This is a genomic window from Blastopirellula retiformator (assembly GCF_007859755.1).
GTDB lineage: Bacteria > Planctomycetota > Planctomycetia > Pirellulales > Pirellulaceae > Blastopirellula > Blastopirellula retiformator.
Window position 1 is genome coordinate 652,089 of the sequence record NZ_SJPF01000003.1, and the last position, 26,649, is coordinate 678,737.

Annotated in this window: 26 protein-coding genes and 5 tRNA genes; 15 read left to right on the forward strand and 16 right to left on the reverse strand. The window is 59.0% G+C overall.

The genetic code is table 11. The annotated features are described in order from the left end of the window. Nucleotides 1-400: 400 nt before the first annotated feature. The 6 genes from lnt to Enr8_RS14415 all read right to left on the reverse strand — a co-directional run bounded on the left by lnt (nt 401) and on the right by Enr8_RS14415 (nt 7,901). Nucleotides 401-2,119 carry an apolipoprotein N-acyltransferase gene (lnt, locus tag Enr8_RS14390; RefSeq protein ID WP_186767662.1) on the reverse strand — a complete coding sequence of 573 codons (1,719 nt, stop codon included), beginning with the start codon at nt 2,117-2,119 and terminating at the stop codon, nt 401-403. Nucleotides 2,120-2,225: 106 nt separating this feature from the next. Continuing rightward, nucleotides 2,226-2,663, reverse strand: coding sequence for an ester cyclase (locus Enr8_RS14395; protein ID WP_146432686.1), 438 nt, complete (start codon nt 2,661-2,663; stop codon nt 2,226-2,228). A gap of 122 nt (nt 2,664-2,785) precedes the next feature. Continuing rightward, entirely contained in the window at nt 2,786-3,991 is a 1,206-nt protein-coding gene (locus Enr8_RS14400) for a molybdopterin molybdotransferase MoeA (protein WP_146432688.1), read from the reverse strand. A 7-nt stretch (nt 3,992-3,998) separates the two neighbouring features. Then, nucleotides 3,999-4,598 (reverse strand): anthranilate synthase component II, encoded by a 600-nt coding sequence (locus Enr8_RS14405; RefSeq protein WP_146432690.1) that lies wholly within the window; start codon nt 4,596-4,598, stop codon nt 3,999-4,001. Between the two features lie 75 nt (nt 4,599-4,673). Next, nucleotides 4,674-5,663, reverse strand: coding sequence for a prolipoprotein diacylglyceryl transferase (locus Enr8_RS14410; RefSeq protein WP_146432692.1), 990 nt, complete (start codon nt 5,661-5,663; stop codon nt 4,674-4,676). A 129-nt stretch (nt 5,664-5,792) separates the two neighbouring features. After that, complete coding sequence (locus Enr8_RS14415) at nt 5,793-7,901, reverse strand: hypothetical protein (protein WP_146432694.1); 2,109 nt, start codon at nt 7,899-7,901, stop codon at nt 5,793-5,795. Nucleotides 7,902-8,121: 220 nt separating this feature from the next. Between Enr8_RS14415 and Enr8_RS14420 the strand changes: the two genes are divergently transcribed. Both Enr8_RS14420 and Enr8_RS14425 read left to right on the forward strand, forming a co-directional pair. Beyond that, complete coding sequence (locus tag Enr8_RS14420; RefSeq protein WP_146432696.1) at nt 8,122-8,250, forward strand: ribbon-helix-helix domain-containing protein; 129 nt, start codon at nt 8,122-8,124, stop codon at nt 8,248-8,250. A 117-nt stretch (nt 8,251-8,367) separates the two neighbouring features. Next, nucleotides 8,368-8,670: a type II toxin-antitoxin system RelE/ParE family toxin gene (locus Enr8_RS14425; protein ID WP_146432698.1), complete on the forward strand. Its 303-nt coding sequence runs from the start codon at nt 8,368-8,370 to the stop codon at nt 8,668-8,670. A gap of 115 nt (nt 8,671-8,785) precedes the next feature. Here the strand turns inward: Enr8_RS14425 and scpB are convergent, their stop codons facing one another. The 6 genes from scpB to Enr8_RS14455 all read right to left on the reverse strand — a co-directional run bounded on the left by scpB (nt 8,786) and on the right by Enr8_RS14455 (nt 13,281). Next, nucleotides 8,786-9,547: an SMC-Scp complex subunit ScpB gene (scpB, locus tag Enr8_RS14430; RefSeq protein ID WP_146432700.1), complete on the reverse strand. Its 762-nt coding sequence runs from the start codon at nt 9,545-9,547 to the stop codon at nt 8,786-8,788. 7 nt (nt 9,548-9,554) lie between these two features. Next, nucleotides 9,555-10,406 carry a sugar phosphate isomerase/epimerase family protein gene (locus tag Enr8_RS14435; protein ID WP_146432702.1) on the reverse strand — a complete coding sequence of 284 codons (852 nt, stop codon included), beginning with the start codon at nt 10,404-10,406 and terminating at the stop codon, nt 9,555-9,557. Nucleotides 10,407-10,448: 42 nt separating this feature from the next. After that, the gene (locus tag Enr8_RS14440; RefSeq protein WP_146432704.1) at nt 10,449-11,108 is read right to left on the reverse strand and encodes a hypothetical protein; all 660 of its coding nucleotides are present in this window, start codon (nt 11,106-11,108) and stop codon (nt 10,449-10,451) included. A 31-nt stretch (nt 11,109-11,139) separates the two neighbouring features. Beyond that, nucleotides 11,140-12,180 carry a site-2 protease family protein gene (locus tag Enr8_RS14445; protein ID WP_146432706.1) on the reverse strand — a complete coding sequence of 347 codons (1,041 nt, stop codon included), beginning with the start codon at nt 12,178-12,180 and terminating at the stop codon, nt 11,140-11,142. Between the two features lie 74 nt (nt 12,181-12,254). Continuing rightward, on the reverse strand, nt 12,255-12,695 hold the full coding sequence (locus tag Enr8_RS14450; protein WP_146432708.1) for a hypothetical protein: 441 nt from the start codon (nt 12,693-12,695) through the stop codon (nt 12,255-12,257). Continuing rightward, the gene (locus Enr8_RS14455) at nt 12,673-13,281 is read right to left on the reverse strand and encodes a hypothetical protein (protein ID WP_146432710.1); all 609 of its coding nucleotides are present in this window, start codon (nt 13,279-13,281) and stop codon (nt 12,673-12,675) included. Before Enr8_RS14455 ends, Enr8_RS14450 begins: the two co-directional genes overlap by 23 nt. 73 nt (nt 13,282-13,354) lie before the next feature. Here Enr8_RS14455 and Enr8_RS14460 point away from each other — a divergent pair, with 73 nt between their 5' ends. Beyond that, nucleotides 13,355-13,786, forward strand: coding sequence for a hypothetical protein (locus Enr8_RS14460; protein ID WP_146432712.1), 432 nt, complete (start codon nt 13,355-13,357; stop codon nt 13,784-13,786). Between the two features lie 12 nt (nt 13,787-13,798). Here Enr8_RS14460 and Enr8_RS14465 read toward each other — a convergent pair whose 3' ends face one another. After that, the gene (locus Enr8_RS14465) at nt 13,799-14,818 is read right to left on the reverse strand and encodes an ROK family protein (RefSeq protein ID WP_146432714.1); all 1,020 of its coding nucleotides are present in this window, start codon (nt 14,816-14,818) and stop codon (nt 13,799-13,801) included. Nucleotides 14,819-14,949: 131 nt separating this feature from the next. Beyond that, a complete protein-coding gene (locus Enr8_RS14470; protein WP_146432716.1) occupies nt 14,950-16,125 on the reverse strand; it encodes a hypothetical protein in 1,176 nt (391 codons plus the stop codon). 516 nt (nt 16,126-16,641) lie between these two features. On the opposite strand from Enr8_RS14470, the gene Enr8_RS14475 reads away from it, so the two are divergent. Further along, nucleotides 16,642-17,208 (forward strand): hypothetical protein, encoded by a 567-nt coding sequence (locus Enr8_RS14475; RefSeq protein WP_146432718.1) that lies wholly within the window; start codon nt 16,642-16,644, stop codon nt 17,206-17,208. Between the two features lie 5 nt (nt 17,209-17,213). Here the strand turns inward: Enr8_RS14475 and Enr8_RS14480 are convergent, their stop codons facing one another. Continuing rightward, entirely contained in the window at nt 17,214-18,626 is a 1,413-nt protein-coding gene (locus Enr8_RS14480; RefSeq protein WP_146432719.1) for a hypothetical protein, read from the reverse strand. Between the two features lie 539 nt (nt 18,627-19,165). Here Enr8_RS14480 and Enr8_RS14485 point away from each other — a divergent pair. After that, nucleotides 19,166-20,836 carry a sigma-70 family RNA polymerase sigma factor gene (locus Enr8_RS14485; RefSeq protein WP_146432721.1) on the forward strand — a complete coding sequence of 557 codons (1,671 nt, stop codon included), beginning with the start codon at nt 19,166-19,168 and terminating at the stop codon, nt 20,834-20,836. A 91-nt stretch (nt 20,837-20,927) separates the two neighbouring features. On the opposite strand, the gene Enr8_RS14490 is transcribed toward Enr8_RS14485, so the two are convergent. After that, nucleotides 20,928-21,341 (reverse strand): hypothetical protein, encoded by a 414-nt coding sequence (locus Enr8_RS14490; RefSeq protein WP_186767663.1) that lies wholly within the window; start codon nt 21,339-21,341, stop codon nt 20,928-20,930. A gap of 491 nt (nt 21,342-21,832) precedes the next feature. Here Enr8_RS14490 and Enr8_RS14495 point away from each other — a divergent pair. The 10 genes from Enr8_RS14495 to rplA all read left to right on the forward strand — a co-directional run bounded on the left by Enr8_RS14495 (nt 21,833) and on the right by rplA (nt 26,634). Beyond that, nucleotides 21,833-21,905 (forward strand) — tRNA-Thr (locus Enr8_RS14495). Nucleotides 21,906-22,016: 111 nt separating this feature from the next. Further along, nucleotides 22,017-22,098: transfer RNA gene (locus Enr8_RS14500), tRNA-Tyr, on the forward strand. A gap of 116 nt (nt 22,099-22,214) precedes the next feature. After that, nucleotides 22,215-22,285 (forward strand) — tRNA-Gly (locus Enr8_RS14505). An 84-nt stretch (nt 22,286-22,369) separates the two neighbouring features. Further along, nucleotides 22,370-22,441 (forward strand) — tRNA-Thr (locus tag Enr8_RS14510). Nucleotides 22,442-22,513: 72 nt separating this feature from the next. Next, a complete protein-coding gene (tuf, locus tag Enr8_RS14515; RefSeq protein WP_146432725.1) occupies nt 22,514-23,710 on the forward strand; it encodes an elongation factor Tu in 1,197 nt (398 codons plus the stop codon). 62 nt (nt 23,711-23,772) lie between these two features. Further along, a tRNA-Trp gene (locus Enr8_RS14520) sits at nt 23,773-23,845 on the forward strand. 113 nt (nt 23,846-23,958) lie between these two features. Further along, entirely contained in the window at nt 23,959-24,414 is a 456-nt protein-coding gene (gene secE / locus Enr8_RS14525; RefSeq protein ID WP_146432728.1) for a preprotein translocase subunit SecE, read from the forward strand. A 27-nt stretch (nt 24,415-24,441) separates the two neighbouring features. Further along, complete coding sequence (nusG, locus tag Enr8_RS25830) at nt 24,442-25,302, forward strand: transcription termination/antitermination protein NusG (protein WP_246120085.1); 861 nt, start codon at nt 24,442-24,444, stop codon at nt 25,300-25,302. Nucleotides 25,303-25,452: 150 nt separating this feature from the next. Then, nucleotides 25,453-25,878, forward strand: a complete 426-nt coding sequence (gene rplK, locus Enr8_RS14535; protein WP_146432730.1) for a 50S ribosomal protein L11 — start codon at nt 25,453-25,455, stop codon at nt 25,876-25,878. A gap of 78 nt (nt 25,879-25,956) precedes the next feature. Then, the gene (gene rplA, locus Enr8_RS14540; RefSeq protein WP_146432733.1) at nt 25,957-26,634 is read left to right on the forward strand and encodes a 50S ribosomal protein L1; all 678 of its coding nucleotides are present in this window, start codon (nt 25,957-25,959) and stop codon (nt 26,632-26,634) included. Nucleotides 26,635-26,649: the final 15 nt, after the last annotated feature.

The window sequence follows — 26,649 nt, forward strand, 5'->3', positions numbered from 1 at the left end:
GGCTCACGCCAAACCCAAAGCTGCAAAGCCTCGGGACGCGCCGCAGGCGCTACGAAAAGTGGAAGGGAACAACGACCGAAGAGCTTGTCCTGCGAGGTTCAACAGCCGCCGCAAGAGCATATGCCAAACGAGGATAACCACTGCGGAAGTTGGGGAGATTACGCAAGTTGCAAGCCCAGTATAATTGTGGCCATTCTTGAGTGTCAACAAAATCGCTGGTGAAGTTTCGCGTCAACTTCACCGAAACCCCATTTTCCCGTCGCTGGCGCGAAAAAGTGGGTCCGATTTCGTGATAACTATAGATTACAACTAGTCTTGCGGTCGGCGATATTCAAGCTTCTTGCCCCCAATCACGGCAGACCGCTCGATAATGCCGGATCTGCAAAGTGGAAACAGCCCATTATTGCGGATCGGACCCGCCAGAAGGACTGGTCGCGCTTCGGTTTCGCCAGGCCAGAACCAGGCCAACCCCCATCAGAAGGAGCGTCAGGCTACCGCAGGCGCCTGCCAACAGATCTCCCCATTGTTGATAAAAGGTGGGAGGGGCGGTGGAAAGGGGAACGTCGACGACCATCACCTTGGTCTGCTGCCGCGGTCCAACCTCCAGCAGACGACCGTTACGATCGATAGAAGCCGAAAATCCGGTATTCGCCGCGATCAGCATCGGTTTGCGAAGTTCGGCCGAGCGGAACTGCCCGCAGATCAGATGGAGATCCAGCACGCTCGATCCCCAAAACCAGCCGTCATTGGTCAGCGTGACCAGAATCTCGGTCTTGGTCGGATCAGCCGTCACGACCACGTGCCGACGAACCAGATGCGGCACGGTGTTTTCAAAACAGATGCAGGGAATCAGCCGTACCTTGTCTCCCACGTCGATCGCCACCGGTCCGGCGCCTGGGGTGAGGCCCCCGCCCATCGGCATCAGTTGGTAGATCCAGGGGAAGATGTCCCCCAGCGGCACGTACTCGCCAAACATTACCGGATGCGTCTTGTCGTAGCGCACTTGCTGCGCCTGGTCGAGCGGCACATAGAGTCCGGAGTTGAAGACCTGCATTCCCTGCTCTCCGTACCGCAAAGTGGACGTTCCCAGCAGCAGCGGCGTCTGCCAGCGGCGATTGGCCAACTCATCGACCATCAACTGGAATTCCTCGCGATACAGCAGCAGCCGTTCCCGATATTGCTCGGCCGTGATTGGCGCGTCTGGCGGAACTGGGACGACGTCACCGACTTCGATCAGCGGGTGATTACCCATGGTCGTTTCGGGCCAGAGGATGATGTCGAGATCGTCCTGGTCGCGGGTGGCCTGATCGGTCAGTTTGACGTATTGCTCGAAGGTTCGCTCTGGCTGCGTTGGATCGTCAAACGAAGTGTCGATCGAACCCTGGATCAGCGCCGCCCGCAGCGACTCTTCCGCCGCTGGCTCGACTTGGGCAAGTTGGCGACGACCATATTCCAGCGAGAGCAGCACCAGCAGCGCCGTCGCGATCAGCATCGCCAAGCGGTAACCGATCGCCGGCGAAGTTGGTTGTGGCCGGATCCAGCGATCGAGCGCGCCAGCATCGACCAGCGAAGCGCTGATCGCGATGACGACCAGGCTGACGCCATAGGCCCCAACTAGATTGGAGATCTGAATCAGCGGCAACTGCCCTGCCTGGGAATGGCCGAGCAAACCAACAGCGAACCCAGTCGCAAAGTGGGCGCGAACAAACTCCCAGCCAACCCAGCAAATGGGGGCGGCCAACGTCAGCGGGATCCGAAAGCGATGGACGGCGGTGCGGCAAGTGAAAACGAACAGCGGCGTGTAGACCGCTAGATAGCCGCAGAGAACCGGCCAGCCGCCGACCCGCGTCGCCCAGTGTGAGTTGCCCACGCCATACAACAACGCCAGCCAAAAAATGGCGCCCGACGCGTAAATCGTTAAGCCGGCGCGACGGGGCAAGCGTTCGACCCGCACGAGCGTTAACCAACCAACCGGAGCAATCCAGGCCAGCGGCCACCAGCCGACCGGCGGAAACGCTAGGTAGAGTGCGATCGCACTGAACAGACTCCAGCCGGCGACGCACCGCAGCGACATCGGTGATGCAGAGTTGGGAGCGCAGGTAGGGTCTGGATCGTTCACGGGACGGCCATCATCGAATAGAAGCAAGCGGCTAAAGAGAGATAAGATAGGCGCTTCGCCGCTGCCTGGCCATGTCGGATTTCGCGGAGTTGACCGCTCGACTTTCTTAGAGCTTGCGAAACGCCACTTCCGCCGCCGGGTCATCGCCGATCATCCGCTGAAACATCGCGCTCTGATTCCAGCTATCCCAGCCTTCGACGATTTTGCCGTTCTCAAAGCGAAACCAAGTCAGCCCACGGGCATGAATCTCGCGCCCCGTCGGCTTGAAGCCGAAACCATCACCACGATGGTTGCCGATGAACGTCCACCGCACGACCGCCTCGTTTCCTTCGGCCATGACGTCTTCGACGCAGATTCGCAGGTCGGGCAAGGCCGCTACAAGATTGTCACGAAACGCTTTGAAGATGTCGGCGCCGTTGACCAAGACGCCCGATTCCAGATGGGCCACCGCATCTTCGGCGGCCAACTCCTGAATCGCTTTGTCGCGGCGATCGTTCCAAACTTCTTCAAACCACCGACGTGCGAGCGCCTTGATCTGATCCATGTGTATGTGCCCTGCTGAAGCCTCAGTTTCCTCGCCTGTTGACCCAAAGTGGCCAATTTTCTTGAGGATCGCCCATTCTACCACTGATGGCGATGGTCGTCACCAGCCTCAGGTAGAGGGAACTACAGGATCAGACCTGCCAGACGATCCCCCGCCCGGTATTCGGCGTCCCCCGCCCGAAATTGGAGCAGAAGATCGGCCGACGCCATGGCGGCCAAATCGGCCGAACCCTTCCAGGCAAGCGGCAGCGCCGTCTGTTGTGTGGCGTCCGCCCAACGTGCGGGAAACATGGTGGGACGGTCGCCGCGATGGGTGAACGTCTCGGCCAGCGTGACCTCGGCCGATTGCAATTCGTTGGAAGTTAGTCCGGCCAGTATTCCGATCGCCCGTCGCACGAACAGTTCAAAGCAGACCAAGCTGCCGACCGGATTGCCCGGCAAACCAAAGACGAGCGTTGTCTTACCGTCGACGTCGCGCTTGCCGAACCAGATTGGTTTTCCAGGTTTCAGGTGGACTTTATGGAAGACCTGCGTAACCTGCTGCTGGGCCAGCACTGAAGGAACCAGGTCGAGCACGCCGGCCGAGACCCCGCCGGAAAGAACCAGGATATCGGCCTCTAGTCCGCAGGCGATCTTCTCGGTCAGCTCTTCGCGGACGTCGCGGGCAATCCCCAGGTTTTCAGCAACTCCGCCGGCTGCGGCGATCTGCGCCAACAGCATCGGCCCATTGCTGTTGCGAATGCGCCCCGGGCCCGGCTTCTCGGTCACGTCGACCAATTCGTCGCCGGTCGACAATACCGCGACGCGGGGTCGGGGAACGACGGAGACTTCGCTTCGTCCGACCTCGGCCAAGACGCCGACTTCCAGCGCTCGCAGGCGCTTGCCGCTCGGCAAGACGGTGACGCCGCAAGCCAGGGAACTCGCTTTCGGCATGATGTTTTTGCCGGTGGCGATCCCGGTCGCTTCGATCCGGACGCGGTTGTTCTCTAGAGGCTGCGTCTGTTCGATCATCACGACGGCGTCGGCGCCGCTGGGGATCGGGGCGCCGGTCATGATTCGGGCTGCCTGCGATCGCGCGACTGCTTTGGTTGGCATGTTGCCGGCGGTGATTTCTTCGATTACCTCCAACTCGGCGACGCCGCTGGCCAGGTCGGCGGCGACGACGGCGTAACCGTCCATCATCGCTTTGTCGTGCGGGGGCGAGTCGACGTCGCTGGCAACTTCTTCCGCCAGCAGACAACCAATCGCTGTGAGCGCCGCCACTTGCTGCGGCGGTAGCTGCGCAGCGTGTTGATCGATCAGCTGCAGCGCTTCGGTGATGGAGATCATCGCAACTCTAGGCCGTTTGCGGAGAGGTCATTTTCAGAAAACGCTCGAGCATCTGCGTACCGGTCTGGCTGAGGAAGCTTTCGGGATGAAACTGTAGCCCTTCCATCGGCCACTCGCGGTGACGGATTCCCATGATCTCTTTTTCGCCATTGGGGAGAAAGCTCCAGGCCGTGACCTCGAAGCCTTCCGGCAGCGTGTCCGGGCGAATCACCAGGCTGTGATACCGAGTCGCGATGAACGGGTTGGGCATGCCGGCGAACAGCCCGCGGTCGTCGTGATGAATTTCGTCGGTCTTGCCGTGCATCAGCCGCTCGGCCCGCACGATTACGCCGCCAAAGGCCTGGCCCATCGATTGATGCCCCAGACAGACTCCCAAGATCGGCAACTTGCCGGCCAGCCGCTGGATTGACTCGACCGAGATGCCGGCTTCAGTCGGCGTACAAGGTCCAGGAGAGACGATCAGATGGCTCGGGCCGAACTCTTCGATTTGTTCGACGGTGATCTTGTCGTTGCGGACGACGCGGAGATCGAGTTCGGGGTCGATTTCACCCAACCGCTGGACCAGGTTGTAGGTGAACGAATCGTAGTTGTCGATCAACAGGATCATGGGCGCATCGGTCTAGCAAAAAGGAAGATTGCGGCACAAAGCCACTGTCATTTTACGTCAAGCGGCTGAAACCGCCTATGACGCGTCATGCTGGCGACACCAGGCGAGGATCTCGTCCGTTGTTGTCGGCAATGAGCCTTGGCCTGGCTGCTCGCTCTTGGCCGGCGGCGGTTCTGCCGCGGGCGGAGGCGTTTCCGGTTCCGACTTCTTGGCCCGGGCTGCCGCCAAAATGTCGGCGGTACTCATCGCAGCAGGAGCCGACGGCTTGGCTGCAGGTTCGCTCTCCGCCGTTTTTTTTCCGCGGGCAGCGGCCAGAATATCGGCGGTGCTCATCGGACCGGCGGCAGGTTTCTCGGCAGGCGGGGCTTTCGGGGCTTCGCCGGATTCGCCCTTTTTCGCGCGGGCTGCCGCCAAGATGTCTGCCGTGCTCATCGCGTCACTGGCAGGCTTTTCGGCCGGCGCGGCGTCCGACTTCTTGGCCCGAGCCGCTGCCAGGATATCGGCGGTACTCATCGGGCCGGCGGCCGGTTTGTCGGATGCACCCATCTTGTTGGCCGGTGGGTCTGTCGACTTTTTGGCCCGGGCGGCGGCCAAGATGTCGGCGGTGCTAGTCGGCTTGGCGGCTGGTTCGTCCCCTTTGGCAGCGGGGCTTTCCCCCTTCTTCGCGCGAGCGGCCGCCAGAATATCGGCCGTGCTCGTACTAGCGGCTGTCTTCTTGGGGGCTGGCTTGGCGGGCGCGTCCCCTTTTTGACCTCGCGCGGCGGCCAGGATATCGGCGGCGCTGGCGCCTGACTTGGGAGGGGCTGGCTTCTTGGCGGCCGGTTTCTTTTCGGCGACTGGTTTCGGCTTCGGCGGGTTGACCACTTTCAGAAAGTCGACGTTGATGTCGTACCAGCCGGTGTTGTTGAGCCCGTCAAATTCGACCAGGGCTCGGCCGCTCATATTGATCGTACGCACGATGCCGGTCATGGCGGCGAATCGTTTTAGCTCGGGGCGATCGTGGTCCACCACGACATACTTGTCGGTGTATTCCCGTTTGAGCTTTTCGATGTGTTCAAAAACCATGGCGGAAGCTGGGCCTTCATTCCATGGAGGTGCGGAACGACGGTGACGGACCAAGAAGTGACCGATTCATGATAAAGGATCGCTTGGGCGGTCGAAAGTAGATTCCCCCCCCGCCAGACCGCACGACGCCTAGCGCTTCGGCGTCTCTTCGCCCGCTGGTTTGGGTAACTTGGCCAGCTTGCCGGCGTATTCGGCTTGCTTGGCGGCGTTCCCTTGGCTCTCGTACATCGTCACGAGATTGGCGTAGGGAGCGACCAGCGATTCCAACTGGTTCTCACCGGCATCGACCCCTTGCTGCAAGAGGCTGGCGCCTTTTTCGGTCAACGCCAGGCCCTGCGGTAGGCGACCTGATTCCCAGTACGAAACCGCCATGCTGGCGAGCGCTTCGCCACGTTGACCGGGCGCGACGTTGGCCAGGTCGGGGTGGGTGTAATGCTTTTCGGCGTTGGCGTACCACTCGAGGGCTTGCGCATGGTCCCCTTGGCTGACGACCTGCGCCGCGCCGACCCGAAAGTAGAAGTTGCCCAGCATCATCCGGTCGCTGATCGAAAGCTGCCGCGTCTGCGTGGCATGATCCAACAGCGCCGCGGTCTCGCGGGCGATTCGCATCGCGTCGTCGAATTCGCCCCGGTTTTGTTCGATCGTGGCGGCTTGCATCAACGCCTGGCTCATTTCCCATTCGACCACAACGTGGTACGAAGGATCTTTGGTTTGCGACAATAACTCGCGACCGATGCTCAGGATTGCATCGACCGACTCGGTGGTGTCGTAGGTCGATTCAAAGTAGTTGTAGGCGGCGATCGCTTTTTGCAGTCGCTTCAGTTCCAGCTCGCGAGAGAATCCTTCTTTCTCGACCAGGTTGGCGACAAAGGCGTCGGTGCTGTCGACCCACTTGGGGACCGTCATTTCACGGTTCTGCCACTGACCGGCGGCCAAATCGGAGGCGACCGCCAGGTGAGCGTCGACCAAGACCAGCTTTGCGGCGCGACGAATTTCGTCGAGCGGATTGCGGATTTCCTCGGCGGCCAATTTGATCGCGGTTTGGTGATGGGCTAGCGCGGTGCGAACGTCTTGGCTCGGTCCGCGAGCGACCAGATCGCCCCATTGGCAATAGGCCCGAGCGCGAACTTCCTTCGGCAGCGAGACGTTTTCGGCGATCGACTTGCTGACGCTCAGCGCGTCGTCGTATTGGCCCAGCTCGGCTTGGATCAAGGCCCGCGTCAGGCGGTACTCCGGCTTGGCGCCGGCGCCGGAAGCGGCGGTTTGTGCGGCCGACAGGGCGGCAGGCATTTGCCCCAAACGATGCTTCAGCAGGGCGATCTCGTGCCAAGCCGACGCATTGAACGATTCCAGCTTCACGGCGGCGTCGAGGTCGGCGAGCTTCGCTTCGATCCGATCCGGCGAATAGCCTTTAGCCCGAATCAGGTAAGCCTCGGCTGTGGGACGCTGCAGCACGACGCTCTCGACCAGGAACTGACGTTCCTGCGGAGCATAGCTGAACAAGGCGCCTCGTTCGGGATAGACCAAACCGAGCAACACGCCAAACTCGTCGTGAACTTTCGCTTCTTCGCTTTCAATGATTTTCAATTGCTGACGAACTTGATGGGCGGGGGCCGGCTTCTTCAACACCAGGAAGAGGGTCACCAGCGTGTCGTCTTGAAAGGTCGCTTCGGCTCGCTCGAAGCCGCGCGTGTTGAACACCATCAGCTTGCGGCCGTCGACAATCGACTGGCTTTGGGGCTCTCCCCATAATTGGATCACCTCGGCCAGCTTGGATTGGCCGGCGGTTAGCTTCGACAGGTCTTCCTGCTGACGGACGACCGGCATCGGCTTGATCGGTTCCGGCTTTGGCTGCGGCAAGGTTGGCGCTGGTTTGATGGGTGGCGCCGGCTTCACCGGAGTAGCCGGTTGCGGCGCGGCCGACGGGGGCGTTTCGACCGGGGTCGGTTTGGGTTTGGGAGCGTCGCCATCGATTACGCGAGAGATTTTCAGTGGTCCGTCGCTTGAGGACGACTTCTTGCGCGTATCGGGATATTTGTTGAGCGGCGTTTTGATACGGAGGACCGATTCGCCGCTGACCGGCGGGGAAGGCAAGCGACTTGGCGAGTTAAACGTACTGGGAACCGGAGTCGGCGCAGCATCGGACGCCGTCTCTTCACCCCGCAGGGAATAAGAGCAAAACGTCGAGGCGATCGCGAAACTAACGAGGCCGACAAATCTGGTTTTCGCCGTGGACATTGCAGCTGTCCTCAATTGCAACTTGGTCAGTTCGCCCGCGACTGCTGGCGCACACGCGGCCGCAGGGCGAGAAAATAAGGCGCGGCGGAGTATACCGACTCCCCAGCGGCGGCCAAGATCAATTCCTGGGCGTGCTAGCACGTGTGGCGGAAACTTGGCCGCCCGTCTCACGGAAGCTAGAATAGGATTAGCTGAGTGAAAGCCTTGATGGGAGCATTCCGTGTCGGACGAATTGTCGCCGGTACAGCAGAAATTTGTCGAAAGCCAAGTCGCCAAGGGAGCTTTCGCGTCGACCGATAAAGTCGTCGATGCCGCACTTCAGTTGCTAAGCGAACGTGAACTTGAGTAAGAACGCTTGGCAGTTGCTATTAAGCAACTTGAAAACGGAGATCATCATCCATTCGATATGGACGAGATCAGACCAGCTAGGGAGAGAGCTTCAAAACGCGAGACGTAATTCAAGCGAATGTTAGAAGTTCGTCTCACTTCTGCAGCGCGTCACGATTTGGGGACGATCTGGTCCTACGTCGCAGATAAGAGCGTCTCTGCCGCAGAGCGGCTACTCGAAGGGGCGGGACGGCGATTTGAATTGCTAGCGAGAAACCCAGAACTCGGAGAGATCCGTAAAACTGTAAATGGGCTCGAAAGCCGCTGGTTTTCTTTCCAGCAATACGCCATCTATGATCAAGCAACAGATGACGGGTTGATTGTCCTTCGCGTCCTCCATGGCGCCCGAGACCAAGAGGCGACTTTGATCATCGACGACTAGCAGTCCGTTGATTTTCTGAACGGGCTGCTGGATCGCAGGGATGCGAGCCGCGAAGAGCTATGCTCTGAGCCTGGCGAGGTTGGAAAATGCCACGATGGCATTTTTCAACAGGCAGCTAGTCCTCCAGATCCAACCCCAACGGTTGCGGCAGGTCTTCCAGCGACGAGAGCCGGAACATCTCCAGAAAGCGGTCGGTCGTTGAGTACGTTTTTTTCTTCTCTTTCCCTTTGCCGCTTCGCTCGAGTTGCAGCAGTTCGCGGCGAACCAGTTGATTCAGTAGCGGGCCGCTCGGTTTGCCGCGTAGTTGGTCGACTTCTTCGCGGGTGACGTTTTGGTTGTAGGCGACCAGGGCTAGCACATCGACTGCTGGTTGCGACAGTTTCGCCTCGCGGACTTTGCCATAGAACTTTTCTCGCAGGCGGCCAAACTCGTCGCGCAGCGACATTCGGAAACCGCCGCCGGACGAGACGATCTCGTAGGGGCAGCCTTCTTCGAGATAGGCCTGGTTCAGCTCTTCGACGATGTCGGCGATTTCGTCAACGCCGACGCCGCGCATCCGGGCAGCGCCTTTTTCGGCCGACAAGGGAGAATTGTCGGGACTGCCGACAAACAGCATCGCCTCGAGAATGGTGCGCGGCGATAGCTCGCAATCGTCCGGCTCTTCTTCGGTCGCCAGCACCCGGGCGACCGCTTCTTCGGACGACTCTTCTTCTTCGGCGGTCGGCTCAGCAGGGGCTTCCTCTTCGCTAACCTCGTACGGTTCGTCCCCCCCCATCGCAGCAGCGAACGCGGCGCTCAGCTTCTCCAGCGACAACCCTTCGTCCAGGTCGTCGTCAAAGTCGTCGTCATCGTCAGGGGGAAGTTCGCTGCTGCTCATTGGCGAGTTAGCCCCAGCGTTTGGCGACTTCGCCCTTCATAAAGGCGAGGCCTTCGCGGGCCAGGTCGAGTTCGGTCGAGAACATCTTGCGCCAGATCTTCGTCGCGGCAGCGATTTCAGGCAAGGCGAGACCAAACGCTTCAATCACCAGCCAGCCGTCGTAGCCGACTTCTTTCAGGGCGTCGAAGTTGGTGGCGAAGTCGATGTGACCTTGGCCGGGAGTGCTGCGATCGTTCTCCGAGACATGGACGTGGTGCAGCACGTCGGAGCAATCGCGGATCGCCTGGGCGATATCTTTTTCTTCGATGTTGGAGTGGAACGTGTCGTACATCACTTTGCAGTTGGGGTGATTCACTTCACGTGCAAAGCGGGCCGAGTCGGCATGCGTGTTCAGCAAGTAGGTTTCAAACCGATTGAGCGCTTCGACGCCCAGCATGACGTTGACCTCGCCGGCGTACTCGGCGGTCTGGCTTATCGAATCGACGCCCCATTTCCATTCGTCTTCGGTCGGGCCGTTGCCGCTGAATAGGCCAATCGCCGAGTGATACGGGCCAACCAACGTCTCGGCGCCCAGCGCCTGGCAGCAATCGAGCGTTTGCTTGTTCAGGCGAACCCCTTCCGCACGCACCTTGGCGTCGGGGCTGATCGGGTTGTCCCCTTCGTTGCGAACCGTCACCGCGGTGCAGCGGAGATCCATCGCCTTCAGCTTCTCGCCATACTTGGCCCACTTGTCGACATCGAGATTGAAGAGTGGAATTTCAACGCCGTCAAAGCCCATTTCCTTCAGGCTTTCGATCACCGGCAACAGGTTCTCATCGGGATCGCCGGACCACAACAGCAGGTTCATGCCGAACTTCATGGGGTATCTCCAAGTCTTTGGCTAGTCAACGGGGCATATCGATTACGAAGCGTCAGCTTCGGGGGAAAGCAGGTCGTCATAGCGCTGCGCCACCTCGGCTCGCATCGTGGGAATCAGCGGAGCGAAGCTGCCAGGCAGTGCCGGTAGTTTGACGCGCTGGAGGACCTGATTCAAGCGGAGAGTCAGCTTTTCATCGTCCGCATAGTCTTCCAGGAACCGGACTTCCAGAAACCGCTCAATGAACCAGGCCAGCCGGTCGCTGGTCCGGGTGGCGATCGCATTAACGGCCGTTTCAACCTTCGTCGGCTCGACTTTCGCCAGGGCGTCGTAGTAGGCGGAAAGGAGGACGGGGTTGCGCTGAGTCAGCTCGGCGTCCAAGAGCAGCTCGACCAGGATGTGCCCCAAAAAGCTGGGACGAAGCCCGTCATCGGCGCCAACTTGATCCCGGATCCAGACGGTAAACCGCCAAGATAATTCGCCAAACGCCTTGGTTCGATGGAACCAGTCGTCGTCCTTGTGGTGCTGAACGATGCCGCGGGCCACTTCGGCCGTTTCGGGGGGCTCCGCTTCGCACAGCGGCAATGCTCCCTTCGAGCGAGCCCGCATTTTGCGATCGACGACGTTCAACCAATCCGGCACGGCGGTGCCGGCCAGAAAGTAGGGACGATCAAGAAAGAGTCGGCCGTGGGCAAAGTAATTCATGCGTAACTACTGGCCGGAGGAAAACGGGGCGTTACGTGATGATCGCCTGCGGCGGGAAACAGAGGATCGGAATCGACAGCGACAGAAAGCCCATCGTCCAGCGAAGCGGACCGATCGCGACCGTATCATCGGCGGTCGGCGGATGCGCTGGGCCGATCAACAGGACCAGGATCAACATCAATATCCAGGTCCAACCGGCGCCCAACGCCATCGCGGTCACCGCCGCAATGATCACGCCCCACGCCAGGTAAGTCGACCATTTGCCAAATAGCGTATAAGAGACATGACCGCCGTCGAGCTGACTGATCGGTAGCATGTTCAAGCCGGTAACCAGCAATCCGACCCAACCTGCCATGAAGTAGGGATTGAGTTGCGCTTGGGCGACCGGATCTCCCAACGAATAGCCAGGCACCTGGAACCAAGCCATCGCCCAAGCCAGTCCAAGCGGAATGTCGAGCGAGTAAGGCGACGGCGCCGTCTTGGTCAGGTCAAGTTGGTGGATGCCGACGTACAGCACCGGCATGGCGACCAACAAGCCGGCCAAAGGGCCAGCCAGGCCAATGTCGAACAGCTGCTTGCGATTCGCTTTCAGGCCATCCATGCCGATCACCGCCCCCATCGTGCCGATGGGAGAAATCGGAATCGGGATGAAGTAGGGATAGCTGGCGTGAATCCGGTAGCGAACCGTCATTAGAAAGTGACCCATCTCGTGGGCGAACAAGATCGCCAGCAGGCAGGCCATATAGATCAATCCGTCGCTGACGCTGACGCTTCGCAGCACCATGCGAATCCCTTCGACCAGCGGATCGGACAAAAGCGGATCGAAATCGGCGTCGACCATTCCCCCCAGCAACATCGTCGGCTGCCAGCGCGTCCAACCGACGAAGAACGTCGATAGGCAGGTTGCGACGAACAGCAGGATCGGCAGGACGACGCGCCGCGGACGGACGGGCCGCGATGGCGTACTGGTGGGCGACGGCGATGCGGTTACAACCGGCGCAGCAGCGGTAGCCGACTCGTACGAATCGGTCGTTTCAAACGGGTTCTGTTCAGGGGGGGAGCGGTCGGTCATCCCTGTCATCTTAGCAAACTCGCGCCGCGCGGCGAGTGATGGGCGTCACGAATCGGACGCCGACTGCGGCTTGACTACCGCGTTTTGACCCAATAGCGGTCGAGATAGAGCTCTTGGAAGTACTTTTCGCCCAGCTCGCGATTCACATCCAGCAACATCCGTTTGCGAAACATGTCGAGATCGGGGTCTTCCAACTCGACGGCGCTCGTTTCGCGGGCGGTTCGCAAGACGCGATCGCGGAGGCGTTGCTCGCGACTGGCGAGGGCCTGTTTGGCGTCCTCCGCCTGATCGGCCGCGACCAGACCATACAGCGTGAAGTTGAACTTGGTGGTCGTACCGGCGGTAGGATCGGACATGCGAAAGCGGAAGTCGCCGATTTCCATTTCAATCGGCGGCAGTTCCTCTTGTTCCGCTTCCGCCACCTCAAGCGGCTCTTCCGAGGCGCACCCCGACGCCAGCGCCGTCATCAGGCAGGCGGCGAGCAGCAAGCGATTAATAACGTTCGAGCGCAACATTGGTAAATACGAACCTCTTAATCAGGCTAGGCCCAATCAATTCGTCGGAAAAGTCGCGCAGTTGAGCGCGAACCAGTCGCAGTTCGGGATCGGCCAGGTCAATCAAGTTAGCGTTGCGGCAAGTTCGGATCACTTCGTCCGATAGCCGCCCCTTCTTGGTCTCCAGTGACTCCGTCACTTTTTCTTCGTCGTCCGGTTCGACCAGACAGTGCAGGTTGAAGTGAATCGCCACGCTGTCTTGGTATTCGTCCAGGTCGGGCATCCGCGTCGGATCATCGGCCGCCAGAACGGTGATCGAAAAATCGCCTAACTCAATTTCTACCCAGCTCACCTTCTCTTCGATCCAGGGTTCGAAGGTGGCGTCGCCGGAACTATCCGAGTCGCAGCCGAAGGCGGAAGCCAAGGCCGCCAAGCAGCCGATCAGCCACAACAGTTTGTGCAAGGAAAAGCCAAGCATGATGTCTTGCAAATAAGAGAAGAGAGAAGAGACGTCGCGCAGGTCGACTTGGAAATATGGATCGCAATTGAGCGATGGGAAATTGTATTTGCCGCAAACGACAGGTTGTAACGATTTTGCCGGTTTCATCTTCCAAGCCTCGCGCAAATGACGTCCTACATTAGTAACGTACCGCGCGTTTTACGGTGGAATGGGCAAAGCGATGACTCGACACGCAATCTTGATCGCGACGATCTGTTGGCTTCTCGCAGCAACTGGCTGCGGCGAGGTGCCGATCCAGTTCCGCGATGTCGAAAACCTGCCGAAGCCGACCGACCCGGCCGAGTTTGATCTCGGTTCGTTCGACATTACGATTCCGCAGGACAAAACCAACAGCACGATCATGCTGGATTTTCACGCCTACGTGATCATGCCGAAGTATGAACTCGAAGCGTTCGAGGCGGAGTTCGCCGACAAACAACATCGCCTGCGTAACGGCATCATCTTGCGGATTCGGGAATTCACCCGCAGCCAACTGAACGAACCGGAACTAGAGTCGGTGCGCAACGCGATCGCCCAAGGCGTCAGCGAAGCGATCCCGGAACCGAAGACCAACGCGGTCGGTTTCTATCACTTCCGTTTCTTAGAAGAGTAGGCGTCGCGCCCGCTAAGAAGTAACCGGCGTTTGATGGTCGCGAAGATAAGCTTGTCGCGCCAGTCCGCCAGCGCCCAAATAGCCGGCGTCAGCGCCGAGCGAGGTGAAGCGAATCGCGGTCTTCTTGGCGGGGACCGGAAATGCGCGGCGCTTCACTTCTTCGCGAACGCGCTCGATAAACATCGTTCCTAGCGGCGAGTCGACGCCGCCGAAGTTGACCGCGCCGCCCAGCACCACGGCGCCAGGATCAATCGTGTGCATCAGCGAAACGACGCCGATGCCAAGATAGCGGGCCGTTTCCATCACGATGAACAGCGACAGTTCGTCCCCCCGTTCCGCTTCTTCGGCGACCAGCAGCGGCGTCAGCTTTTCGCCATTGTTCAGCCGCGCGGTGATCGAGCTTTTCTCGCCGGCGTCGATCGCTTCTTTCGTCCGCTGAACGATCGCCGTGCCGCTGGCGTACGCTTCGAGGTGACCACGTTGACCGGTCGGAATTGCGCGAGCGTCTTCGTCGTAGTCGATGATGATATGGCCGCATTCGGAACCGAAGCCATGGTCCCCTTCGATCAGCGTGCCGTCGACGATGATGCCGCCGCCAACGCCGGTGCCGAGCGTCAACAAGACCATCGTGTTGAACTCGCGGGCCGATCCGAGCCAGTATTCGCCAAACGCGGCGGCGTTGGCGTCATTGGCCAAGACGACGGTCGTACCGGTTTCTTCTTCCAGGGCCTGGCGGATCGGAAACTTGTACCAGTGCGGCAGATTGTGCGCCGCGAGCAAAATGCCATTGGCCGAGTCAAGCGTGCCCGGCGTCGCTAGCCCAATCGAAGCGACTTCCCCCATCGTCAGCCCGACGTCCGCGAGCATCGAATGCAACTCGATCCCAACCCGTTGCATTGCATTGGCGGGACCATGTTGTTCGTCGGTCGGGATCTTCTTGTAGGCCAGCGTGCGGCCTTCGTCATCAACCAGGCCGAGCTTGATGTTGGTGCCGCCAACATCAACGCCAAAGAAGAAGGGAGGAGTCGTCACGGGGGGGGATCGTCCAGAAAAGCGATTGCAATACGGTCGTCCGCAACCGGCCCAGGGAACCAGAAGGACAAAGTTACTATAGGCAAGCGCCCGCCGTGTCACAATCGTCAAAATTCAGGGCGGAACTGGGATTAACCGAACTCGCTGAGCCGGCGACGAATCTCGGTGGACGAAATATCGGCACGGAAGAGATCGGGACTGACACCATCGCAAAGTCTGCGCAAAGGAGTGGGAAGTTCGATCTCATCCAGCGTCAAAAACTCCCCCTTCACCTGCCGGGGAAAAACCAGGAATCGACAGTTTTGTTCGCTAAATTCTCGGATCGCGGCGTCCCGTTTTTTCTCGGAATCGTGATAGTACCGGGTGTCCGCGATCCGTACGATCGTGTCGGCCCCCACCACAAACGTCGCTTCCGGAAAGATCCGCGCCTTTTCCACAAAGGTCGGAGCCCGCGTCAACCAACAGCGCTGCGGCGGCTCATACTGTTCAACGCGTTCGGCCATCTCGCCGAAGTCGAGCGGCGCCTTTTCGACGTTCTCGATCGAGATCTCATAGTCGACCCGACGTCCCAAGATCTGCTCGCCGACGGCCGCCATTTCCAGGTGCCCTTCATGCAGCGGATTAAAGGCCCCAGACATGATGGCGCCCGAGTGATCGGCCGGCGACGCCGGTTCGCCCGAACCGATGCAGGCGCGAATGTCGCCCTGCAGCAACTCGCGCCAGCTTGGCTGGGCACGATAGACCGTCTCGTCGACTTGTTCGCCCGGCATCAGGCCGATGCGGATCGTCTCGGTCAAACCGGCTGCGGTGGCGACCCGATCCAAGATCAACTCGGCCGTCAGCTTCTCTTCTTCGTCTCGCGTACGGGCTTCCTTGGTCAGCACCAGGTTGGCGACCGTGGTCGCTTCGGGCGTTTGAATTGCGAGATGGACGCGATGTGGCCCCTTTTTCGCCAGGTGCGACTTCATGCTCGCCGTACAGCCGATGCCCATCAAAGGGGGTTGCTCGCCACTGGCGTCGCCGGCGGCGACCGATTTGTGCCACAGCTTGCGAGCGCGCAAGAACGCGCTGACCGCCATCGCGCGGGCGGTCGCTTCGCTGCAGTATTGTTCCGGCGGACGCTTCAGCAAATCGGCCAGGGCGACGCCGGAGTAGGGGACGATCGCCTCGAGCAAGGTTTGCGACGCGCCCGGCACTTGCAGCAAACTGCTGATCGCCTCGCTACCGCCGCCGGTGACCGCCATCACCAGTTGATTCGGGGCGAGATGCAACTGCCGGATTAGTTGAGTGGGCTGAACGTAGGGCACAACGCTGGTTGCCTGGGGAGCGAGATCAGTGAACTCTCTCTTATCTATCGTATGACGTGAGGCTAGCAATCGCCAACCCAGGATCTGCGGTTTGCCGGGGCTACGCAATCCGAGCCCGGCCGCGAGCCCCCTATGTTGCGATAGCGGGGGGGCGAGCCGGGCCGCGTGATGACGGTCCGCAGTCAAAGGACGGGGGGGAAAGAATTTTCGTCCAATCGGAACGCCGCCATGCGTATCGGGTCGGCCTCGACCGCTAGCTCCGGCAAGTCCAGTTATTCTCGCAGAAATCTTTTGATCAAACGCCAAATCTCGCCGGGTTAAAACGGTTGTAACGGGAAAGCTATCGGGATTATACCGATCGCGCGTGATTGGTTTTCAGAACTGCCCGAAATCTGCCCCGACAACCCGCCACGAAATCTTGAAGCGAAATTCGTTGTTGTTAAAGTCATGGAGAACGTGCAACACGAAGCGCATTTAGTGAAGTTTGCCTGGCTATTTGTAGAAGGCCTTTCCAACGTGAGAATTCGCCGCCCGCATCCTGACGAAGTTGATCAACTCTTACTCAACGCGCAACTGCGCGACGAGTTGGAGCCGTACTTCGACGAGTCAATCGCGTGCCTGGATAACGGACGCGTTCCGTTAAAAATAGAGAACGAATTTCTGACCGCGATCCTGGCCTGGGAACGTGCTCCGATTTTGCCGCTGGGCGAGTGGTTTTCCCCGCCCATTGAGCTTCCCAATCCAGAGTCGCTGTCCGACGAAGAGATTCATACTCGGCTGTGGGACGCGATTCAGATGCTAGCGTCGAAGGGCATCTATCTCGATTTCACCGATCACCTGAGCGATCGGCAGTTGTACTGCATCGTCAAACGCGACATTTTGACGTCGTACGAAAAGATGGTCGACTTGCCGTCCCACTCGCTGTCGTTCAATTGCGCACCCCCGGACGATGATCCGGATGTTTGGCTTCGCTACTATGCGAGCGAGGAAGAACGGAATGGTTGGGAAGAGGAGACGGGGCAGCCTCTCCCGCCACTCCAACCTTCGCCGTTTCCTCGGAAGTTGCCGAAGAGTTCCGCCTAGCGGCGTTACTTCTTCAGCACGCTCGTTTCGGGCGACTTGGCCGAACGGACCGTCGCTGCGTCCTGGGAATCCTCCGACGCGGCGGTCGTTTTCGGTTCCGGCAGCGCCAACATGTCAAAGCCGGCGGCGAAGTTGCGGTCGCCTTCGGCGAACTTCTCGGCCAGTTTCGTTTCGAGCGTAAAGACGATCGAATAACGGCGTCCCGAGTCGTCGGAGAACAGGTAGTAGATCCACTCGATCGGCATCCCTTCGGCGACGCCGTTAGCAGTGACGCGCAGCTGACGCAGCCCGTGCGAAGTCACCTTCTCCGAGGCGTCGGCGAACTCGCCGAAGTTCTTACCCAGCGACTTCTGCACTTCTTGCTGGAACGCTTCCAGCGTCATCTGTTCGCCCGGCTTCAAGTTGCTGATGCGGGTGACGTTGCACTGGGCGATCAGATCTCCCTGCTTCACCAGACGGAAAACCGACTGCTTGGCGGTTTCGCTCATCATGGTCCAGTCGCGCTCGAGCAGCAGTCCGAATCCAGCCTCTTTCGACTCGTAGTCGAGCAGCAGCTTCCCTTCGTTCGGGGTTAGATCGACCTTGGCCAATTGAGCGTCCGAGAGAGCGCTAACCGGCGTTTCGACCGGCTGCGATAGCATGCGAATGACCGCTTTGACTTTGAAGCCGGGAGCGTTGTGCGCGATGGCGCGGTTTTCGTCGATCGCGGCGGCGACCCACTCGATCGTCTGCGACTGCAGGTTGAAGTTGATCTTGGCTTTGACTGACAGGTCGGTGGCGACCCCGCCAATGGCGCCGGCGATCGTGCCGGTTAGCTCCATCTTGGCCTGGGTCTCGGTAATCTGGACCAATTTCGCCTTCATGTCGTTCTGCGACACGGCGTCGAGCAGGAAGAGCTCGGCCAGGCGGTCGTTTTCAAACGTCCAGCTTTCCCCCACCTTCACTTTGCCTTTCGGCAGGAAGATCCCGGTCAGCAAGCTGCTGCACTGAACGTTGATCAGGTCGAGTTCGCCGCGGGTGAAGTGCCCCTCGGGTAGGTACAACTCTTGGCGGCCCCCTTCGAGCTCGGCGGCGACCAGCGTCTTGGAAGCAGGGAGCGTCGTCCGCTCATCCTGGCCGTTGAGCTTCATGTCCGCCCAGGCTTCGTCGTACTTGCGGACAGCCGCAAGCGGCGAATCCGAACCCAAGAGACGCTCGTCATATTGAAGAGTGCCGGTCAGCGCCATCGGAAATTCGCGAAGTTTGGTTCCGTCGGGATTTACGCGAACGGTCCCCTCAACCTCCATAACCACTTTGCACACACGGTTTTGGGCGGCAGGACCGACCTTCAATTCGACGCTTTGCTCCGCCGCTACGGAAATTCCCGGCGCGAAAAAGGAAAGCGAAACGAATAGTGCGGCTCGTGCATCGAAGTTCATGTAACGAAATCCCAGGGAACGCGCTAAGAGAAAGTAGTGATTCTTCCGTAGGATCGTCAAAATCGGGCCCCCAAGTCCAGCAGATTGGATCGGATGTTGGGGTTGCTCCAATAGTTGACGAAAACCGGCCTGTGATATACCGCACGATCCTGAAGCCGATTTTTGACGTAAAGTTAATTCAGGCGATCGTTTAACGGTTCCTATCTCCTCGCCGCTTTTCCGGGGATTCTCATATCCCAACCGCGAACTTGAAAAAAAACGCGAACATTTTCGCAACCTTTTCCCACTTGATTGCGTATAAACCAATGAACAATTTGCTGGTAAATAGTCTCAGGGTTCACAAATAAAAACGACGTGAATTCCTGGTCTTTTTAGCGGCGACGAGCATTTTGACAGAAAAGAGGCCCCTGCTTCGCAGGTTTTCAGTCCCAGTGCTTGAGTGACGTGCGTCCTGGAAGGACGCTGCACCCCAAAGTCCAACGCGTGCGAGTAATTCGCAGGGATTGTCGCTGTTGGCAGCTCACCTAGTGAGGGACAACGTGAATACGAACTACAAATCTGAAAGCTTGCGACGTTTTCGCGACCAACAGGTCCGATTCGCGCCGCGCGATAAAAAAGTGGATCAGGCCAATCGGGCCGAACGCCTGCTGGGCGAAATCGACCCGAAGAAGACCTATCCGTACGAATATCTCTTTTTCCGCATTACCGACTTCCGTCCGGATGACAATCCGCAAGGAACGGTCGAAGGCGCCGAAACGCAGCATGACCTGCGGCTGTTCGTCGAAGACCTGTCCGATTCGGCCGACATTCCGGTGGAACTGGCCGGCGAAGAGGTCTTGACCGTCGAAGAATTGAGCCACAAGTTCAACGTTTCGACCAAGACGATTTCTCGTTGGCGGGCTCAAGGGCTGGTCAGTCGTCGCTTCCTGTTTGAAGGACGCAAGCGGGTCGGTTTTCTGAAAAGCAGCGTCGAACGGTTTGTGCGGAATAACTCCGACCGAATCGAACGGGGCCGTCAGTTCAGTCAGCTGACGGAGGAGGAGAAGGACGAAATCATCGAACGTGCCCGACGTCTGGCTCGCGCCGGCGGCGGTCCTTCGGAAGTTGCCCGGCGAATTGCGACCCGCATGGGCCGCAGCGTCGAGACGATTCGTTACACGCTGAAAAACTACGACGAGAAGAACTCGGAGACCGCGGTCTTCCCGCGTTCGACCGGTCCGCTGAGCGACGACGCCAAGGAAGGAATCTTCCAGGCCTATCGCGACGGCACGTCGGTTGATCGTTTGGCCGAGCGGTATCACCGAACCAAGAACAGCGTTTACCGCGTGGTGAACGAAGTTCGCGCGACCCACATCGAAGAGCTTCCGCTCGACTGCATCTACAACGAAGTGTTTGAAGATGCGAGCATGGAAGAAGAGATCTTGGGCCCGCTGCCGGTGGCGGAAACGGCGACTCGCCGGACCCGTCCGCCGTCTGGTTTGCCGTCGTACCTAGCGTCGCTGTACGAAGCTCCGCTGTTGACGCGTGAGCAGGAATATCACCTGTTCCGTAAGTTTAACTATCTGAAGTTCAAAGCGGCCAAGTTGCGTGACGAAGTCGAAGCCAGCAAGGCTAAGGCGAGCGTCATGGACGAGATTGAACGCCTGTACGACGCCGCGGTCGAAGTGAAGAACCAGATCGTGCAGTCGAACCTGCGTCTGGTCGTGTCGATCGCCAAGCGTCACCTCGGCGCCGCCGAAGAGTTTTTTGAACTGGTCAGTGACGGCAACATGTCGCTCATTCGAGCGGTCGAAAAGTTCGACTATTCGCGCGGTAACAAGTTCAGCACGTACTGCAGCTGGGCGATCATGAAGAACTTCGCTCGTACGATTCCGGTCGAGTTCAAACATCGCGATCGATTTCGCACCAGTTTGGACGAACTGTTCCAAGGTCGGGTCGATAATCGCAGCGACCAGTACGAGCAAGAATCGTTGCAGCAGCAACGTGAAGTTCAGATCCAGGGGATCTTGAATCGGCTCGATGAACGCGAGCAGAAAATCATCATCCGCCGCTACGGTCTGGACCACGATCACGAGCCGCAAACGCTCAAAGAAGTGGGCGCCGAACTGGGCGTCACCAAAGAGCGGATTCGCCAGATCGAAGCCCGAGCGCTCAACAAGTTGCGCGTCGCCGCGCAAGAGGCGAAGCTCGATTTGCCGGAAGTGAACTAACGCTGGCGCGCTGTTGGCGAAGTGAAAAAATTGAAAGAGCCCGAGATAATCGTCTCGGGCTCTTTTTTTGCGCCTGCGATCGCGGAAACGCCTATTTTTTCTGGCTCGCAACGTCCTCCTGACTGACGTCAAAGGTGAACTCGTTGCTCCCTTCGGTGACTTCCGCGGTTAGCGGCGTCGTCTCTGGACGACGGACTTTACGCGGCAATTTCCAGGGAAGTTGCTCCTGCTTTTCCAGCGGAACGCCAGGCAGCGGCGGAGGTCCTTCCGGCGGTAGCAAGGTCACCGCGTATTGGCCAGTCGCCACGTCGCTAAGGTGAACTGTGCCGCTGGCGTCGAGCTTGCCGCAATACGACTCGCCGTTTTCTCGGCACGATAGATCAATCATGGCGGCTTCCAGCGGCATTTCGCCCTTGGAGGCGGTGATGGCAACGTCGCCAGGCTCAGAGCATAGCTCTTCGCGGCTCGCAAAATAACGACGTAAGTCGTTATTTTGCGAGCGCATCCGTGCGATCACGCAGTCTGCCGAGAAAATCAACGGACTGCTAGTCGCCGCAACCAGTTGTTTGCAGCGTCGTTTCCTGGTTTTTTATAAGATCTATCGCTGTCGTGGCCTGTGTTTTTCGGTGATGTCGCGAGATATTCATGGACTTTCGTCACGGCTGCCAATGTTGTAGGCGGCCATGATTGGCGGAAAGTCGAAGCGGCCCCCGCGGCCAAGTGCCCCTTGAACGAAGAACCAGGCATGCTGGCGCCAAACGTTGACCCAAATTTGCGAATCGGGGCGAGGGGATGAACCTCTAACGGCGAGATTTCGTCTGGTAGAAAGTGGGGCTAAAACGGGCGAAAAGCCCCTGTTATTGGCAAGTCAGGGAAGCTTTCTGGGGTCGTTGAAAACTTCCTCTCGTTTTTTTGCTGGCCAGTGGCTGAAGGCGACTTGCGGGGGCAGGTCAACTCGCTATATTAGTCTGTTTTCGATTATAGCCCGACTAACGGGCTGGCGTAGCTCAATTGGCAGAGCAGCTGATTTGTAATCAGCAGGTTGTGGGTTCGACTCCCACCGCTAGCTTCCGCGAAGCGGCTTTTCGTGCTCATGCGAACCCGCGCCAGCCTTCGGGCGGGCGATCGCAGTAAGGTGAGACTTGCGGCGAAAAGGACGCGGGGTGCAGTGAATAAGTGCGGGGGGTTTCCCGAGCGGTCAAAGGGGACAGACTGTAAATCTGTTGGCTATGCCTTCACAGGTTCGAATCCTGTACCCCCCACTTGTAAAAAAATGACGCCAAGGGGCTTATGCCCGCTGGCGGAACCACACCAAAAAAGGTGAGAATGGCGAAGATCGGCGCCGTACTGCGGCGGCGATAGTCGCAAGAGACGATTCGCGGGTGTAGCTCAATGGTAGAGCAACAGCCTTCCAAGCTGAAGACGAGGGTTCGATTCCCTTCACCCGCTTGGGCGGCGCCAAGCCGCAGTCTGAATTGGACCCGTCGTCCGGTTCGGAATATCTGTGGCGGACATGCGCACACCGCGTATGTCGCTGCTGTAGCTCAGTGGTAGAGCACTTCCTTGGTAAGGAAGAGGTCATGGGTTCAAGTCCCATCAGCAGCTCTTCGCTAGTTGTTTATTTCCGCTTGCTCCAAGTTTGCACTGATTCAGTGGGGATTACGAAAGACTAAGAACATGGCCAAGGACGTATTTGAAAGAACTAAGCCGCACGTCAACGTCGGCACTATCGGCCACATTGACCATGGCAAAACGACCACGACCGGCGCCATCCTCGCCGTCCAGGCGGCCAAGGGTTTGGCGAAGAACAAGGCGTACTCCGATATCGCCAAGGGCGGTACCGTTCGTGACGCGACGAAGACCGTGACCATTGCGGTCGCCCACGTCGAGTACGAAACCGACACTCGTCACTACGCTCACATCGACTGCCCGGGCCACGCTGACTTTGTGAAGAACATGATCACCGGCGCCGCCCAGATGGACGGTGCGATTCTGGTCGTGTCGGCTGCTGACGGTCCGATGCCGCAGACGAAGGAGCACGTTCTGCTGGCTCGTCAGGTTGGCGTGCCGTACATCGTGGTCTTCCTGAACAAGTGCGACCTGGTCGACGACGAAGAGCTGCTGGATCTCGTCGAGCTGGAAGTTCGCGAACTGCTCAGTAAGTACGAATTCCCCGGCGACGATTGTCCGGTGATTCGCGGCGCTTCGCTGCCGGCTTACAACAGCCCGGCCGATCCGGATGCCAGCAAGTGCATCTCGGAACTGATGGACGCCCTGGACTCGTACATTCCGGAACCGGCTCGCGAAGCTGACAAGCCGTTCCTGATGGCGATCGAAGACGTCTTCTCGATCGAAGGTCGCGGTACCGTCGCCACCGGTCGTATCGAACGCGGCGTCGTCAAGGTTGGTGAAGAAGTTTCGATCATCGGCCTGAACGATACCCCGACCAAGACCACGGTCACCGGTATCGAAATGTTCAACAAGATCCTGCAAGAGGGTTATGCGGGCGACAACGTCGGCTGCTTGCTCCGCGGCGTCAAGCGTGAAGACATTTCGCGCGGCCAGGTGCTCGCCAAGCCGGGTTCGATTACCCCGCACACCAAGTTTGAAGCGGAAATCTACTGCTTGTCGAAGGAAGAAGGCGGTCGTCACACCCCGTTCTTCTCTGGTTATCGCCCGCAGTTCTACTTCCGTACGACCGACGTGACTGGTACCGCCAACCTGATCGGCGCCGAAATGTGCATGCCGGGCGACAACGTTCGCATTGAGGTCGAGCTGCACAAGCCGATCGCGATGGACGACGGCGTTCGCTTCGCGATTCGCGAAGGCGGCCGCACCGTTGGTTCGGGCGTCGTTACGAAGATTCTCGCCTAAGCGAGACAGAGTAAATTTTGCGGCGCCCGGCCCGAAAACATGGGTCGGGCGTCCGCAGTTTTAGGGGCGTAGCTCAATTGGCAGAGCGCTGGTCTCCAAAACCAGAGGTTGAGAGTTCGATTCCCTCCGCCCCTGCTTCGTCGGTTGATCTTCAGTCGTTTCGGCTCGGATCGATTCGACGTTCCGTCAATACCAAGTCATCGTCTTTGGCGCCGCCAGCGACGTTTTAGGAAGAGAGTCACGCAGCGATGGCAAAAGATAAGGCCGCCGCTTCCGCCGGAAACTTCGTCCAGGAGTTGGCTCAGACCGGACGCTACAAGCGTTCGCAAGGTCGGACCGCTCGTCAGGCGACGATGCTCGCCATTTGGGCGTTGGTCGGTGTAGCGGGGTGGCAACTATTCGACGTGTTGCGGAACCAGGGGCAAGAGCGTTGGCTGCAAGTCGGCCTGCCTGCCTTGGTGGTGATCGCAGGGTTTTGGATCGCTTACCGAGTGATCAACTGGCCGGTTTTCGCCGACTTTTTGATTGCTGTGGAAGCGGAAATGAACAAAGTGACTTGGCCTACGCGGGCTGAGTTAATTCGGGCCAGCGCCGTGGTGATCCTGTTTGTGTTCGCCCTGGCGGCCGTACTGTTTGCGTACGACGTGTTTTGGCAGTACGTGCTGAAGCACTGGATCGCGTTTTTGCGTTACGCGTTTAGCTAGTAAGGCGTCCGGCCAAGGGATCGAGCTGTGGAAAACGAGTCGAAAAACGAAAACGAACTGCCCGCTGAGGACGTAACCGCCGAAGGCGCTGCGCCGGAAGCGGCTGAGTCGTCCGACGCGCCGCAGCCGGAAGAATCGCAGTCTGAGGTTTCGGAAGAAGCTGTTTCGGAAGAAACCGCTTCGGAAGAGGCGTCTGCGGACGAAGTTGCTGCCGCCGAAGAAGCGGTGAGCGAAGAAGCCGCGGAAGAATCGGTCGCCGAAGAGGCGAAGCCGGCTCGGAAAAAGAAAGAGCGCAATCGCGGTCCGCTTGAACTGATTGAGGAAGAGGAAGAAGACTCTGCCGAAGTCGGTGAGATGGACTGGTACATCCTGAAGGTGCAGAGCAATCGCGAAAAGTCGATCTGTGCGAACCTTTGGCGACGCGTGAAGATGGCGGGCCTCGAGCCGTATTTTGATCAGGTCATGGTCCCCACCGAGGACATCGTCGAATTCAAAAACGGCAAAAAGAAAATCACGAAGCGCAAGCTGTACCCAGGCTACATCGTCGTCCACATGGCGATCAACGATGACACCTGGTTCCTGGTGCGTGAGACCGGCGGAATCGGCGACTTTACGGGTGCCGCAGGCCGCCCGACTCCCATGCTGGCGCATGAAGTGGAGCGAATCACGAAGAAGGCGGAAAGCGAAGACGCAGGCGAAGAGCCGGTCAAGACCAACATTCGCTTCAAGCTTGGCGATCATATTCGCATCACTGAAGGAACCTTCGAGAACTTCGAAGGAGATGTCGAAGGAATCGACGAGACGAACGGCCGTGTGACGGTCATGATCAACATCTTCGGTCGGACGACTCCGGTTGAGATGGAGCACTGGCAAATGGAGCCGGTGTAAGCCATCGAGAGTCGTCGGCCTGTCGATTCCTACAGCCTCTCGCGTCGCTCCCTTGGCGACCCAGTCGGACTGTCGTTTTCGACCCACCGAACACCCAAGTAATTCAGTAATCCACGGCGAGCCTTGCGTTCGCCGCCGAGGAAAAGAGACATGGCGAAGGAACTGGTTGGACAAGCGAAATTTCAAGTGCCCGGCGGCAAGGCCACCCCGGCGCCTCCGGTAGGTACGTCGCTCGGTAAGTTCGGCGTCAACCTCGGTCAATTCGTGACGCAGTTCAACGACAAGACCAAAGAATTCAACGGGATGCCGATCCCGGTCGTCGTCAGCGTTTACAACGATCGCTCGTTCGAGTTCGTTTGCAAGAGCCCGCCGGCCGCCGCGTTGCTGAAGCAAGCTGCCGGTATCGCCAGCGGCGCCGGTCGTCCCCACGTCGACAAGGTCGGCAAGGTGTCGATGGACCAGGTCAATGAGATCTGCAAGCAGAAGATGAATGACCTGAACGCCAGCGACCTGGAACATGCTCGCCGCATGATTGCCGGTACCGCTCGCAGCATGGGCATCGAAATCACCGAATAAGCGGCGACGGCGGCGAGAACGCCCCCGCCCAATTGGCAATACACAAGCACACCGTACTGATATTCAAAGAGTCCGACGATGGTACAGCATTCGAAGCGTTATCGCGCCCTTGCCGAAAAGACCTCGGAAGAGGTTATGCCGCTCGACAAGGCGGTTGAGCTGTTGAAGACCTTCAATACCACCAAGTTCGACCAAACCGTCGACTGCGCCATGCGTCTGGGCATCGACCCCAAGCAAGCCGATCAGCTGGTTCGCGGCGCCATTGTGTTGCCGCACGGCATCGGTAAAGAGCTGCGAGTGGTCGTCTTCGCCAAGGGCGACAATGTTCGCCTGGCCGAAGAGTCGGGCGCCGACGCCGTGGGCGCCGAAGACCTGGCCAAGAAGATCAAAGATGGCTGGCTCGATTTCGACGCCTGCATCGCGACGCCGGACATGATGGGTCTGGTCGGTCCGCTTGGTCGCGTGCTTGGTCCGCGTGGTTTGATGCCGTCGCCGCGCGCCGGCACGGTCACGCCGGACGTCGCTCGCGTCGTCAAAGAATACAAGGCGGGTAAAGTCGAGTTCCGCAACGACGCCACCGGCATCGTGCACGCGGTGGTCGGCAAGATGAGCTTCGACGAAGCGAAGCTGGTCGACAACATCCGCGCGTTCATGGATCAAATCCTTAGCATGAAGCCCGCCGCCGCGAAGGGCATTTACGTGAAGAGCGTAGCGATTGCCGCGACGATGAGTCCTGGCGTCCGCGTCGCGCTGTAAGCCGTTCATTCCCGT